The organism is Microbacterium sp. GW821-FHT01D02, from assembly GCF_059422585.1.
In genome coordinates this window covers 1527422-1540415 of record NZ_JBWKXB010000001.1, presented here as the reverse complement: position 1 = coordinate 1540415, position 12994 = coordinate 1527422, and the positions used below count along the sequence as shown (strand labels likewise).

Annotated in this window: 12 protein-coding genes; 7 read left to right on the top strand and 5 right to left on the bottom strand. The window is 71.0% G+C overall.

Annotation, left to right across the window (positions count from 1 at the left end):
* The first annotated feature begins 66 nt into the window (after positions 1-66).
* Positions 67-978 carry a sugar-binding transcriptional regulator gene (locus tag AC07VM_RS07635; protein WP_267416637.1) on the top strand — a complete coding sequence of 304 codons (912 nt, stop codon included), beginning with the start codon at positions 67-69 and terminating at the stop codon, positions 976-978.
* Between the two features lie 56 nt (positions 979-1034).
* Here the strand turns inward: AC07VM_RS07635 and AC07VM_RS07630 are convergent, their stop codons facing one another.
* The 3 genes from AC07VM_RS07630 to uriT form a co-directional block, all read right to left on the bottom strand.
* Positions 1035-2045, bottom strand: a complete 1011-nt coding sequence (locus tag AC07VM_RS07630; protein WP_494910570.1) for an NAD(P)-dependent oxidoreductase — start codon at positions 2043-2045, stop codon at positions 1035-1037.
* A 25-nt stretch (positions 2046-2070) separates the two neighbouring features.
* Positions 2071-3615 (bottom strand): FGGY family carbohydrate kinase, encoded by a 1545-nt coding sequence (locus tag AC07VM_RS07625; protein WP_494910569.1) that lies wholly within the window; start codon positions 3613-3615, stop codon positions 2071-2073.
* Between the two features lie 158 nt (positions 3616-3773).
* On the bottom strand, positions 3774-5192 hold the full coding sequence (gene uriT / locus AC07VM_RS07620) for a uridine transporter UriT (RefSeq protein WP_494910568.1): 1419 nt from the start codon (positions 5190-5192) through the stop codon (positions 3774-3776).
* Positions 5193-5333: 141 nt separating this feature from the next.
* On the opposite strand from uriT, the gene AC07VM_RS07615 reads away from it, so the two are divergent.
* Positions 5334-6314, top strand: coding sequence for a LacI family DNA-binding transcriptional regulator (locus AC07VM_RS07615; protein ID WP_494910567.1), 981 nt, complete (start codon positions 5334-5336; stop codon positions 6312-6314).
* Positions 6315-6317: 3 nt separating this feature from the next.
* On the opposite strand, the gene AC07VM_RS07610 is transcribed toward AC07VM_RS07615, so the two are convergent.
* Entirely contained in the window at positions 6318-7250 is a 933-nt protein-coding gene (locus tag AC07VM_RS07610; protein WP_494910566.1) for a nucleoside hydrolase, read from the bottom strand.
* A gap of 113 nt (positions 7251-7363) precedes the next feature.
* Here AC07VM_RS07610 and AC07VM_RS07605 point away from each other — a divergent pair, with 113 nt between their 5' ends.
* Positions 7364-8212, top strand: a complete 849-nt coding sequence (locus tag AC07VM_RS07605) for a ribokinase (RefSeq protein WP_494910565.1) — start codon at positions 7364-7366, stop codon at positions 8210-8212.
* A gap of 34 nt (positions 8213-8246) precedes the next feature.
* Here AC07VM_RS07605 and AC07VM_RS07600 read toward each other — a convergent pair whose 3' ends face one another.
* Complete coding sequence (locus AC07VM_RS07600) at positions 8247-8816, bottom strand: dihydrofolate reductase family protein (protein WP_494910564.1); 570 nt, start codon at positions 8814-8816, stop codon at positions 8247-8249.
* Between the two features lie 249 nt (positions 8817-9065).
* Here AC07VM_RS07600 and AC07VM_RS07595 point away from each other — a divergent pair, with 249 nt between their 5' ends.
* From AC07VM_RS07595 to AC07VM_RS07580, 4 genes are read left to right on the top strand one after another with little or no spacing between them, the layout of a single operon-like run.
* Complete coding sequence (locus tag AC07VM_RS07595) at positions 9066-10109, top strand: iron-siderophore ABC transporter substrate-binding protein (protein ID WP_494910563.1); 1044 nt, start codon at positions 9066-9068, stop codon at positions 10107-10109.
* A complete protein-coding gene (locus AC07VM_RS07590) occupies positions 10106-11131 on the top strand; it encodes a FecCD family ABC transporter permease (protein ID WP_494910562.1) in 1026 nt (341 codons plus the stop codon). The genes AC07VM_RS07595 and AC07VM_RS07590 overlap by 4 nt, the downstream gene beginning before the upstream one ends.
* A complete protein-coding gene (locus AC07VM_RS07585) occupies positions 11128-12183 on the top strand; it encodes a FecCD family ABC transporter permease (protein WP_494910561.1) in 1056 nt (351 codons plus the stop codon). The genes AC07VM_RS07590 and AC07VM_RS07585 overlap by 4 nt, the downstream gene beginning before the upstream one ends.
* Positions 12180-12989 (top strand): ABC transporter ATP-binding protein, encoded by an 810-nt coding sequence (locus tag AC07VM_RS07580; protein WP_494910560.1) that lies wholly within the window; start codon positions 12180-12182, stop codon positions 12987-12989. Before AC07VM_RS07585 ends, AC07VM_RS07580 begins: the two co-directional genes overlap by 4 nt.
* Positions 12990-12994: the final 5 nt, after the last annotated feature.

Genomic DNA, 12994 nt, shown 5'->3' with positions numbered 1-12994 from the left:
TGAGTCGCGCAATTGTCAAGCAGGGCGGACGGCGGCCGGACGAGGCGGCATGGGAGGATGTTCAGCATGCTGATGGGTCGCGTGGCGCGCATGTACTACGAGCTGGGGCTCACGCACCAGGAGATCGCCGACGCGCTCGGTCTGTCCCGCGTCCGGGTGACGAGGCTCCTCGCCGAGGCCCGCGACTCCGGCATGGTCGAGATCATCGTGCACGTGGAGGAATCGCTCTTCGCCGCCGAGGAGCAGGCCCTCCTCAACCGCTTCGGGCTGCGTCAGGCCTGGATCGCCCCGAGCGTCGACGACCCCGCGAAGGCGTCGAGGGCGATGGCCACGGTGGGCGCCGAGGCGCTCGCGAGCGTCATCGAGAAGGACACCACCGTCGCGATGGGTCTCTCCACCGCGGTGGCCGCGGTGGTGGAGGCGTTCCCGGCCCGCGCGCTGGGCGCCCGTTTCGTGCCGCTCACCGGGTCGAGCAGCGGACTCGCCCATGGCGCCAACCCGCACGAGCTGACCATCGCGCTCGCACAGCGGACGGACGGCTCGGCGTTCCACCTGCCGGCACCGCTCGTCGCCGCGACACCGCAGGCCGCCGAGAGCGCCTACGCCGATCCGGGCGTGCGCGATGTGCTGGCGCGCGCCGCGGAGGCGACCACTCTGATCGCGGGCATCGGCAGCACCCACGACACCCGCGGACTCCTGTTCGGGTCGCTGAGCGAGAACGAGCGCACCGCACTCCTCGAAGCCGGCGCGATCGGCGACATCGGCGGTCGGTTCTTCGACGCCTCCGGAGCGCCGGTGCGCGGAGAGCTCGATGCACGCGTCGTCGGACTCGACCTCGACCAGCTCCGCGCGATCCCGCACCGCCTGGCGATCGCCGCGGGCGCGGCGAAGGTGGAGGCCGTGCGGGCGGCCCTCGCCAGCGGCATGGTCAACATGCTCGTCACCGACTCGAACACCGTCACCGCCCTGCTCAGCTGACGGCACGCGGGATGCGGACCACACGCCGGCGCGCGATCCGCCTCCCGGAGGACGTCCTAGCCCGCGGCGGCGAGCGCCTTCTCGTTCGCGGTGCCGGGGACCCGCTGACCGGCGAGCCAGGCGCGCAGAGCGGTGGCGGCGATGCGCGAGTGCTCGACGATGACGTCGTCGGACGCCCCCGCGATGTGCGGCGTCATCGTGACGTCGTCGAACGTGAACAGCTCGTGGTCGCGGGGGAGCGGCTCCTCGTAGAAGACGTCGAATCCGGCGCCGGCGATCCGGTGCTCGCGCAGCACGGTCATCAGGGCCTGCTCGTCGATGATGGCCGCGCGGCCGGCGTTGATCAGGAACGCGTCGGGGCGCAGCAGCGCGAGCTCGCGCTCACCCAGCAGGCCCTCGGTCTCCGGCATCAGGGGCACGTGGACCGTGACGATGTCCGACGTGGAGAGCACCTCGTCGAGGGAGACCACGCTGGCCTCGTCCCCGAACGCATCCGGGGCGAGGAAGGGGTCGTACACCTTGACGGTCATGCCGAAGCCCCGGGCGCGGGAGACCATGCGACGCCCGACGGCCCCGCCGCCGAGGACACCGAGCGTGCGGCCGTCGAGGCCGATGGAGCGGAAGATCTCGTACGGCTCGAACACGTCGCGCTCGCTCCAGTTGCCCGCGCGCAGCCAGCGCTCGGACTCGCTCACCTTGCGCACGGTGGCCAGCAGCAGTGCGAAGCTCAGGTCGGCCGTGACGCCGGCGTTGCGACCGGGAGTGGTGAAGACGGGGATGCCGCGCGCCGTGCAGGCGTCGAGGTCGACGTTCGCCGGCTTGGCGCGGCACGACACGACGGCCTTGAGGTCGGGCGCCTTGGCGAGGGCCGCCTCGTCGACGACGTCGAGCTCGGCGATCACGACGTCCGCCGCGGCGAGCGACTCGTCGACCCCGCGGTCCGCGAGCGATCCGCCGTCCATGGTCGGGTCGACCAGCGTGACGTCGAAGGCGTCGGCGAGGGAGTCGGCGATCGCGGCGTCGAACGGAGCGGTGATGAGCACCTTCGGGCGGGACTGTTCAGTCATGTGTCTTCTTTCGAGGAGGAGATGGTCAGTGAGCGTGGGACGCCGAAGGATCCGCGTGGCCCGCGCTCTCGCGCAGGTGACGGAGTCCGGGCCAGTGCGGCCGCAGGGCGTCGCGCGTGGCGATGAAGAGGGAGTACGCCTCGTCATACAGGGCGACGCGTGCGGAGTCCGGGCGGAAGGTGGTGGTCGACGGCGTCAGGCGTCGCGAGGCGTCGTGGAGGTCGTCGGCCAGGCCGACCGCCGCCATCGCGAGCGTCGCGACTCCCCGCGCACCGACCTCGGGCTCGTCCTGGCGGACGATGTCGCGCGCCGTGACGTCGGCGAGGATCGCGCAGAGGAGGTCGGAGTCCGAGCCTCCGCCGCACACGAGGAGGGGGCCGTCGAGACCCAGCGCCTCGGTCGATTCGCGCAGGCTGAAGGCGAGGCCCTCGTACACGCTGCGCAGCAGCTGCCCCGAGGTCGTGGTCACGCTCATGCCGAGCCAGGAGGCCGAGGCATCGGGCGCGAAGAAGGGCGCCCGTTCCCCGCTCGGCGCGCCGTAGGGGAGGTAGATGACCCCACCGCTCCCGGGAGGCACGGCGACGGCCTGCTTCTCGACGACGACCCAGTCCTCGTCGCCGAGGCCGAGCGTGGCGCGCACCCAGTCGAGGTTGGGGGTTCCGGTCATCGGCGCCATCGATTCCAGCACCTGGCTGCCGCGACCGGTGGCCAGGACGATGCTCGACTCGGTGCGCACGTCCGCGCGCGACGCGTGGTTGATGCCGACGAGGCTCGTGGTGCCGAGGATGGCGTAGCCGCGGCCGTCGTCGAGGACGCCGAGTCCCACACCGGCGGCCGCGGTGTCCACCACGCCGACGACGACGGGCAGACCTTCGGGCAGACCCAGAGCCGCTGCCACGTGGGGGTCGACCGGTCCGGCGATCTGCTGCGGGTCGAGCACCTCGGGGAGCAGGTCGCGCACGTGCTCCTGTCCGAGCGCGGCGAAGAGTCCGTCGGCGTACGCGCCCGTGCCGGTGTGGAGGTAGGTGCGAGACGCCTCACTCGGATCGGTCGCGCGGCGACCCGTGAGCTTGAAGCGCAGCCAGTCCTTGCAGTTGAGCTGGGTGGCGGCGCGGTCGCGGAGGCTCGGGTCGGCGTCCATCAGCTCGTCGACGAGGATCGGCAGCGCGCCGGCGAACAGGGGCGAGCCGGTGGCCTCGTGCACGGCGTCGGCGCGTCCGTCGCCCAGCCAGTCGTCCAGTCGCGCGTGGGCGCGTCCGTCCAACCAGAGCGCGGCGGGGCATGCCGGCCGTCCGTCGGCGTCGACGAGCCAGGCGCCGTCGCCCTGGCCGGTCACGCCGAGCGCCACGATCTCGGCATCGCCGATCTCCTCGACGACCGCCGTGATGGTGGATGCCGCGGCATCCCAGATGTGATCCATGTCGGCTTCGGCGCGGCCGTCGTCCGAGCGCTGGACGCGGACGCTCGAGCGGGACACGCTCGCGATGCGGCCGTCGAGGTCGAACGCGACGGTCTTCACCGAGGTGGTCCCGGCGTCGACGCCGAGGATGATGCGAGTGCGGCTCTGCACACTGAACTCCGAACAATGGTGCGGGCTGATGATCTATTGTTCAGTATAGCTCGCTGACCTGAGAGCGCAACGAGACGGCATCCGGTTCGGGCGGCCACGACGAGGAACGCCCTCCCGACCCGGATCGGATCGGGAGGGCGCTCACCCGTCAGGGGACGCTATCGCGACAGCTCCGCGTGTACGGGCTTCGGGATGAAGAGCGAGAAGACCAGCGCTCCGACGAGCACGACGGCACCCGTGATGAGGGCGGCGACATAGCCCGCTGCCGCGTCACCCGACGCCGCGGCGAACGACGTCTGTGCGGCATAGATGATGACGAAGCTCAGCCCCGCGCCGAGATTGATGGCGCCCGTGTTCAAGCCGGGAAGCGAACCGGGACGCTCCTTCGGGGACAGCACGACGCCGAGACCGTTGAGCATGATGTTGCCGATGCCCGCGTAGGTGATGCCGACGGCGACCGAGAGCAGCAGCAGCACGAGCCGCGAAGAGGTGTCGACGTTCGCCACCATGAGCCCGAGCACGACGACCGTGCCACCCAGGCCGATCCGCAGCATCGTGCGGTACCCGAGGGTGGCGGCGAGTCGGCCGCTGAGGGGACCCATGAGCAGTCCGGCGAGCGCGTACGGCATCAGGATCCAGAGGGACACCTCTTCCGCGCTCATCGCGAGGCCCATCGCCGAGTCCTGTGCCAGCGCCGGGACCACGCCGTTCATGACCGCGAAGATCCCCGAGAGGGTGAGGAGCGAGGTCGCGGCCAGCGCCCAGGTCGAGCGCTGCCGCAGCTGCGTCGTCGAGACGAGAGGATCGCGGATCGTGCCCTGGAGCTTCCAGAAGGAGAGGAAGGACACGATCGCCACGACCGCGAGGACGACGACGAGCACCACATCCGCATCGGCCAGCCGGCCCAGCTCGTTCACCGCGACGAGCATCGAGCCCACCGACACCACGAGCAGGAGCGAGCCCCACCAATCCATCCGCGGCCGGTCGTCGGCCATGGTCTCGGGGGCGAGGAAGCGCACCACGAGGGCGGCGACCACGGCGACGCCCGCCATCGTCCAGAAGATCGAGGCGAATCCGTGGTTGGTCGCAAGATAACCGCCGAGCAGCGCGTCACCGCCGGCGATCCCCCCGTTGACCGCCGTCACGACGCCCAGCAGCGTGCCGTAGGCCTTCGGGTCCTTGACGGCTGCGCGCAGCATGATCAGGCACAGCGGGACCACCGGCCCGGACACGCCCTGGATGAGACGGCCGATGAAGAGCATGGGGACGTTGGTCGCCAGCGCCGCGACGACACAACCCACCGCCATCACGAGCAGCATCCCGACCAGCACGCGCCGCCGACCGATCAGATCTCCCAGGCGCGGGAGGAACAGGGTGAACAGCGCGGCAGCCGTGAAGAAGACGGTCTGGGTCGCCGCGATCTCGGTCGACGTCGCCGCGAGCTCCCGCTCCATCGTCACGAGAGCCGGGCTCAGCATGCTGGCGTTCAGCTGGAACGCGAGGCACGCGGCGAGGAGCGCGATCATCAGGGGCACCACGCTCGATCGGGTGCGGACCGCTTCTGCTTGTCTGGTCATAACTCACTTCTTCGTGTTGATTCGTTGGCTGGCGGTGTGCGTAATCCTTTACGCACGCCCTATCTTTGAGTCGTGGTGTCGCCGACGGCACCGGTGGAGATCGAGGTCGTTGTGAAGAGAGCGTCAGTCACGTTGCACGAGGTGGCCGCCGCTGCCGGAGTGTCCATCGCGACGGTCTCACGGGCCCTGAACGGCAAGGACCGCGTCTCGTCACGCACGGCCGAGCACGTCGCCGAGGTGGCCGAACGACTCGGATACCGGGTGAACCTCATCGGTCGCGGCCTGCGGGCCGGCACCGGGGCCACCATCGGCGTCGTCGTCCCCGTCATCAGCAACCCCTTCTACGGTGAGCTCATCCACCGCCTCGAGGACCATCTGCAGCGCCGCGGGTTCGACCTCGTCATCGCCGACTCCCACGGCGACGTCGAGCGCGAGAGCGACCGGCTGCGCATGCTCGTCGAGAGACGGGTCGAAGGCGTGTTCGTCGTCCCGTCGGATGCCGAGCTCTCCTTCGACGCGGTCGCCGACACCGCCCGCCGGGTTCCCCTCGTGCAGCTCGACCGTCACGTGCTCGACCTCCCGGCCGACTTCATCGGCGTGGACAACGACGAGGGCATCGAGCTCGCGGTCGCGCACGTGGTCTCCCGCGGTGCCGAGCGGGTCGTCCTGGTCTCGGGCAACGACGTGACCTCGGTCGGGCGCGAACGACGGTCGGCGTTCGAGGCGACCGTGCGCACGCGGTCCCTGCCGCAGGAGGTGAACGTCTTCGGGGAGTACCTGCTGGAGTTCGGTGAGAGCGCGGTGCGGACGCTGTTGGCCCGCGGCCCCCTCCCCGACGCGATCGTGGCGGGAGACGACCTGGTGGCCGCCGGTGTCATCGCCGCGCTGAAGCGCGCCGGCACGCGGGTGCCCGAAGACGTGCAGGTGACCGGCTTCGACGGCACCATGCTGGCGGATGTCTGCGAGCCGAGGCTGACGACCGTGGTGCAGCCCTTCGACGACCTCGCGCGTGAAGCCACCGAGGCGCTGGTGCGGAGGATGGACGATCCCGACTCGCCGTACGTGCTCCGCCGCCTCGCGCCGAGCCTCAGAGTGGCCGAGTCCACGTCGCCCGCCCCCTGAGCGTCAGGCCAGTGCGCCGACAGCATCGGTCACCAGGTCCCAGAACCGCTCCACGTCGAGAGTGATCGCGACGTCGGCGTTCGGCTCCTTGCCCAGCATGTCATGGAGATCGACGCAGGTCGCTCCGGCGGTGAACTCGCCCGCCGTCTCGATGTCGACGTGGGTGCGCTGAACCGTTGCGACCGCACGGTCGATCGCGATCGCGACGGTGATGGGGTCGTGGAGCGGCCCCTCCGGCATGCCTTCCGCCTTCTCGTAGGTGCTGCAGAAGAAGCGCAGCAGCTCGACGCCGAACGCCGAGGTCGTGTTCCCGACGGCGGCGATCCGCTGGATCACGTCTTCGGTGATCAGGGCCTGGTGCGAGATGTTGAGCCCCACCATGGTCAGGGGCACACCCGAGGCGAACACCACCGCGGCAGCTTCCGGATCAGCCCACGCGTTGAACTCCGGGTACGCGCCGACGTTCCCCCGACCGGTCGAGCCACCCATCCAGATGATCTCCTTGATCTGCTCCTTCACCTCGGGGTGCTCCTGGAGGAGGAGTGCGATGTTGGTGAGCGGGCCCGTGGGGATCACGGTGATCGGCTCGGACGACGCCGCGAGCGTGTCGGCCAGGAACCGCACGGCATGGCGGGAGTCCAGGGGGACCGTGGGCTCGGGCAGGACCGGGCCGCCGAGAGCGTTGTCGCCGTGGATCCACGAACCGGGGGTCAGCTCGCGAGTGAGCGGCTTCGCTGCGCCCGCTGCGACGGGGACGTCCGTGACCCCCGCGACGGTGAGGGCGATGCGCGCGTTGCGGGTGGTGTGCTCGAGGTAGCCGTTGCCCCCGACGGTGGTCACACCGCGGAGGTCGATGGCGTCGTTTCCGGCCGCGAGCCAGATGGCGAAGACGTCGTCGTGGCCGGGATCGCAGTCGAGAAGGACGGGGATGGTCATGGTGCTCCTTTGCATTCGCGTGTGCGTAAACGTTTACACTTTCTCTGAGGAACGTCAAGTCGACAGGTGCGCCGGCGTTCCACCCTGACCGCCACGACTCGAAAGCAGCTCCCATGGCTCCCTCGCCCCTTCCTTCCGTCGTCGTCGTCGGAAGCGCGAACGTCGACATCACGGCGTTCGTCGATCGCCTCCCCACCGCCGGCGAGACCGTGGCGGGCGGACGACTGTCCCGCGACCTCGGCGGCAAGGGGGCGAATCAGGCGGTCGCCGCCGCGAAGCTGGGCGGACGGGTGCGGATGGTCGGCGCCGTCGGCGCCGACTCCGACGGCGCCTGGACACGTGCGGAGCTCGACCGAGCCGGCGTGGACACGGCCGCCCTTCGCACGGTCGACACCCCCACCGGAACCGCCCTGATCGTCGTGGACGCCGACGCCGAGAACCAGATCGCCGTCTGCTCGGGCGCCAACGACCACGTGTCTCTGGACGGCGTGACCTTCTCCGCCGACGAAGCCGTCCTCATGCAGCTGGAGATCGCGCTGTCCGTGGTGCAGGAGGTCGCCGCCACGGCCGAGGGCTTCCTCGCCGTCAACGCCGCTCCCGCCCGTTCCCTGCCGGTCGAGCTGCTTCGCCGGGTCGACCTGTTCATCGTGAACGAGACCGAGCGGGAGCTCATGCCCGAGCTCGCCGAGGCCGCGCTCGTCGCGGTGACCTACGGAGCCGCCGGGGCCGCCCTGTATCGCCGCGGCGAGGAGATCGCCCGCGCGGAAGGGGTTCCCGCCGAGGCGGTCAACGCGGTCGGGGCCGGCGACGCGTTCTGCGCCGCACTCGTGCTCGCCCTGCGCTCCGGCCACACGCCCGTCGACGCCCTCGCGGCCGCCTGCGCTGTCGGATCGGCCGCGGTGTCGCACCTCTCATCCCAGCCGCCTTTCGAGCACCTGGACCGCTACCTGCCCCGTCGATAGCCGGATCGACCCGCCCGACAGCCCTCCGGCGGCGTCAGACCGCGGCCGATGCGGGGCGGAATCGCATCGCGACCGCTCCGGACCGGAACTCCCGGCGCTCCACGAGCTCGAGCCGGATGCTCTCGCGCAGGCCGTCGAGCAGCCTCGGTCCCCGACCCGCGAGAACGGGCTGCACGAGGAACTCGTACTCGTCGATCAGCCCCAGATCGGCCAACGCCGACGGCAGAGTCACACCGCCCACCCAGAGCGCTTCGCCCGGCTCCTCCTTGAGCCGCCGGACCTCCTGCTCCAGGTCGCCGCGCACCAGCTCGGCGTTCCAGTTGACCGCCTCCAGCGTGCGGGAGACGACGTGCTTCCTCGCCCGGTCGATCGCCTCGCCGAACGGGATCTCCCACTCGTCCATCCAGTCCGGCCACGCCCCCGAAGCGGGCCGTCGCCAGGCCGACTCCATCATCTCGTAGGTCGTCCGGCCGAAGAGGAGCGCGTCCGCCCGCTCCATCTCCGCGGTCCAGTACCGCATCGACTCCTCATCCGGCGGCAGTCCCGCCTCGTGATGACAGCAGCCGTCGAGCGTAACGTTGATCGAGTATCGGAGTGTCCTCATGCCGTCGCTCTCCTTTGACACGTGCGGCGTCGTCGTTCCGCTCGGTGCGGCGATGATACTCGCGGCCGCGGTCAGGGCACCAGGCCCGGCGACGTCGTCCCGGTCAGCGCCCATCCATCGCCGAACGCCGTCAGCACCGTCGCCGATCCGTTCACGACAGAACTGTCGTGTACGCTTCTTCTTAGGCGAGCCTTCCCTAATGCTCCGATGCCTGCCCTCCCCTCCGCTCAACGTGAAACGAGTGTGCTCATGCCCCGCATCGCCCCCTGGCCCCTCGCCCTGCTCGTGGTCGCCGCCGTCGCCCTCTCCGGATGCGCCCCTGCCACCTCGGGCGCGGGCAGCAACCAGTCGAACGTCGCGACAGGGCAGGAGGGTTTCCAGGACGTCCGCGCCCTGGCGGCCGAGCTGGGGACGGATGCCGCACCCGGCGAGTTCCCGCGGATGATCCGCAACATCGTCGCCAACGGCACGGTCGGTGAGACCGAGATCCCGGCCAAGCCGCAGCGCGTGATCGTGCTCGACACCGGTGAGCTCGACAACATGGTCGCCCTCGGCATCGAGCCCATCGGCATCGCCCACCCGGCCGACACCGGCATGGCCCCCGACTACCTCGAGGTGGGCGACGCCGTCGACCTGGGACCCTATGACGCGCTCGACCTCGAGCAGATCAAGAACCTCGACCCGGATCTGATCCTCGGCACGTCGCTGCGCATCGACGACGACGGCCTGAAGAAGAAGCTGCAGGACATCGCGCCGACCGTGCTGTCTCCCCGCCCCGGCGTGCTGTGGAAGGAGAACTTCCTCCTCAACGCGGCTGCGGTCGGCGAGGAGGAGCAGGCGCAGAAGCTCCTCGACGCGTATGAGGAGCGCGCGGCCGCGGTCGGCGACGACGTCGTCGAGGCGAACGAGGGCGTCGCGCCCACGGTGTCGATGCTGCGCTTCATGGCAGGACGGATCCGGCTCTACGGCAACGACTCCTTCATCGGAACCATCCTCGCGGATGCCGGACTGCCGCGACCGAAGACCGAGGACGTGAACGAGCTCGCGGTCGAGATCTCGGCCGAGGAGATCACCAAGGCCGAGGGCGACTGGCTGCTGTGGGGAACCTACGGGAAGCCGGACGCCACCGAGCAGGCGACCGTCGTCGACGGGCCGCTCTGGAGCAAGGTGAAGGCGGTCGCCGACGGCGGCGTCGTCCGCGAGGTCAACGACGGCACCTGGTACCTCGGACTCGGCGTCGAGGGCGCGCAGCTCGTGCTCGACGACCTGGAAGCCATCGCCGCCGAACGGTGAGCACCGCACCACGCACGCGCACACGCCGCGCCCCGCTGACGATCCTGGTCGGCGCGGGCGTGGCGCTGCTCGTCGTGGTCGTGCTGCTGAGCCTGCTCGTCGGCTCCCGGGTCCTGTCGCCCGTCGAGACGTTCGGCGGGCTGTTCGGCCACGACCCGGTCGCGGCCGCCGTGATCTGGGAGCTCCGGCTGCCGCGCACCCTCCTGGGCCTGCTCGTGGGCGCCGCACTCGGTGTCGCCGGCGCATTGGCGCAGTCCGTGACCCGGAACCCGCTCGCCGACCCCGGTTTGCTGGGCATCTCGTCGGGTGCGGCCGTCGCCGTCGTCGTCGGTGGTGCGTTCCTCGGGTTGGGCGCCGGCACGCCCCGCGTCCTGCTCGCGCTGGTGGGCGCGGCGCTCGCGACCGTCGCCGTCTACACCTTCGCGCGCCGTTCGCCGGAGGGCCTGACGCCGGTCAACATGACCCTGGCCGGCATGGCCCTGACGGCGTTCCTCGGGGCCGTCGTGTCGGCGACCGTGCTGCTGAGCGCCTCGACCATGGACCAGTACCGGTTCTGGGTCGTCGGGGCACTGAGCATCCCCGACCCGCAGACCCTCGTGCCTGCCGCGCTGATCGCCGCGGTCGGCGCCGTCGTCGCGGCATCCGTGTCCGGCTCGCTGAACACCCTCGCACTCGGTGACGACACGGCCTCCGCCCTCGGTGTCAACGTGCTGCGCACGCGGATCTCGACGGGAGCGGCCGTGGTCCTCCTCTCCGGCACGGCCGTGGCCCTGGCCGGCCCCATCGCGTTCGTCGGCCTGGTCGTCCCGCACATGGCACGCGCGCTCGTGGGCAACGACGTGCGTCGGATGCTGGTCCTCTCGGCCGTGCTCGGGCCGCTCCTCCTGCTGTCCGCAGACATCATCGGCCGACTGATCGTGCGCCCGTCCGAACTGCAGGTCGGCGTGGTCACGGCGATCCTCGGCACCCCGTTCTTCATCTGGCTGACCTGGCGGACGCGCAGCAAGGGACTCGCCCGATGACCGCCGCGACCACCCCGGGCATCCGCGCGATCCTGCCCCGCCCGCGCCCCCGTCGCCGCGTCGTGATCGCGGTGGTGACGACGGCCGTGCTCCTCCTGCTGGCATGCGTGATCGCCCTCAGCCTCGGCGATCGGGCCACCGCGCCGGCCGCGCTCTGGGAGGCTCTGCAGGGGCGCGGCGAAGAGAACACGGTCTATGCCGTCCTCGAGGTCCGGCTGCCGCGCGTGGTGCTCGCCCTCGTGGTCGGAGCGGCGTTCGGGATCGCCGGGGGTCTCAGTCAGAGCGTGCTGCGCAACCCGCTCGCGAGCCCCGACGTCCTGGGCATCGGCGCCGGCGCGTCCACCGCGGTGGTCGCCGTGATCGCGATCGGCTCGCTCGGCGGCCCCGTCGGAGCGGTGCCGATCCCCCTGGCCGCGCTGGCGGGTGGCCTGGCGGCCGCGACGCTGATCGCTCTGCTCGCGCGGGACCGCTCCCTGCGAGGGCGGCGCATCCTGTTGATCGGGATCGCCATGTCCACCGCCCTCACCGGGGTGACGCAGTACCTCCTCACCCGCATCGACGTGTACGACGCGCAGCGCTCCGCGGTCTGGCTCACCGGCAGCCTCAACGCCCGCGGATGGGACGACGCTCTCCCCGTCGCGCTCGGCCTGGCGGTGCTCCTCCCGCTCACCCTCGTGCTCGCCCACACCGGTCGGGCCTTGATCTTCGACGACGACGTGGCGTCCGGATGGGGCGTGCGCACCGGACGCATGCGCGTCGTGCTCCTGATCATCTCCGTGTGCCTGGCCGCCCTGGCGACGTCGGCCGCGGGACCGGTCGCGTTCGTCGCGCTGGTCTCGGGCCAGGTCGCACGACGCGTCGGCGCGGTGCCCGACATCCCCCCGCTCCTCTCCGGCCTCACCGGTGCGCTCATCGTGCTGGTGGCCGACACGGTCGCCCGCACCGCGCTGCCCTTCCAACTCCCCGTGGGGGTGCTGACCGCCCTCGTCGGCGCACCGTACCTCCTCTATCTGCTCCAGCGGCGCCGCCGAACGAACGGATCAACGCCATGACCCCCTCCCTGCCCACCCCGTCGCGCCTGCGCGCGGAGCACGTCACGCTCTCATACGGCACGCGCGACGTCGTGACCGATCTGTCGCTCGCCATCCCGGACGGCAAGGTCACCGTGATCGTCGGCGCGAACGCGTGCGGCAAGTCCACCCTGCTGCGCGGGCTGGCCCGGCTGCTCGCTCCGACCTCGGGCACGGTGCTGCTCGATGGGAAGTCGATCTCCGAGCAGCCCTCACGCCACGTCGCCCGCACCCTGGGCATGCTGCCGCAGTCGCCGCTCGCGCCGGAGGGCATCACGGTGCGCGACCTCGTGGCCCGCGGGCGTCATCCGCACCAGAACTGGTGGCAGCAGTGGGGCGACGAGGACACCGTCATCGTCGACGACGCCCTGCGGGCGACCGACACGCTCGAGCTCGCCGACCGCGACGTCGACGAGCTCTCCGGCGGACAGCGGCAGCGCGCCTGGATCGCCATGGCCGTGGCGCAGAACACCGACCTGCTGCTGCTCGACGAGCCGACCACCTACCTCGACATCGCGCATCAGCTGGAGGTGCTCGAACTGGTGTCGACGCTCAACCGCGAACACGGGCGCACCGTCGTCATGGTCCTCCACGATCTCAACCTCGCCTGTCGCTACGCCCACCACATCGTCGCGATGCGCGACGGCGTGATCGTCGCCGAGGGCGCTCCGGCGGAGATCGTGACGCCCGAGCTGCTGCGCGACGTGTTCCGCGTCGAGGGCGCCGTCGTCGTCGACCCGGTCACCGCGGCGCCGGTCGTGCTGGCCCATCGGATCGCCGCGGACTGAGGAGT

What these genes read in the sequence shown, in the direction of transcription:
- AC07VM_RS07635 (WP_267416637.1), top strand. Translation starts at nt 67, where the DNA reads ATGCTGATGGGTCGCGTGGCGCGCATGTACTACGAGCTGGGGCTCACG.
- AC07VM_RS07630 (WP_494910570.1), bottom strand. Translation starts at nt 2,045, where the DNA reads ATGACTGAACAGTCCCGCCCGAAGGTGCTCATCACCGCTCCGTTCGAC.
- uriT (WP_494910568.1), bottom strand. Translation starts at nt 5,192, where the DNA reads ATGACCAGACAAGCAGAAGCGGTCCGCACCCGATCGAGCGTGGTGCCC.
- AC07VM_RS07610 (WP_494910566.1), bottom strand. Translation starts at nt 7,250, where the DNA reads ATGACCATCCCCGTCCTTCTCGACTGCGATCCCGGCCACGACGACGTC.
- AC07VM_RS07605 (WP_494910565.1), top strand. Translation starts at nt 7,364, where the DNA reads ATGGCTCCCTCGCCCCTTCCTTCCGTCGTCGTCGTCGGAAGCGCGAAC.
- AC07VM_RS07600 (WP_494910564.1), bottom strand. Translation starts at nt 8,816, where the DNA reads ATGAGGACACTCCGATACTCGATCAACGTTACGCTCGACGGCTGCTGT.
- AC07VM_RS07595 (WP_494910563.1), top strand. Translation starts at nt 9,066, where the DNA reads ATGCCCCGCATCGCCCCCTGGCCCCTCGCCCTGCTCGTGGTCGCCGCC.
- AC07VM_RS07585 (WP_494910561.1), top strand. Translation starts at nt 11,128, where the DNA reads ATGACCGCCGCGACCACCCCGGGCATCCGCGCGATCCTGCCCCGCCCG.
- AC07VM_RS07580 (WP_494910560.1), top strand. Translation starts at nt 12,180, where the DNA reads ATGACCCCCTCCCTGCCCACCCCGTCGCGCCTGCGCGCGGAGCACGTC.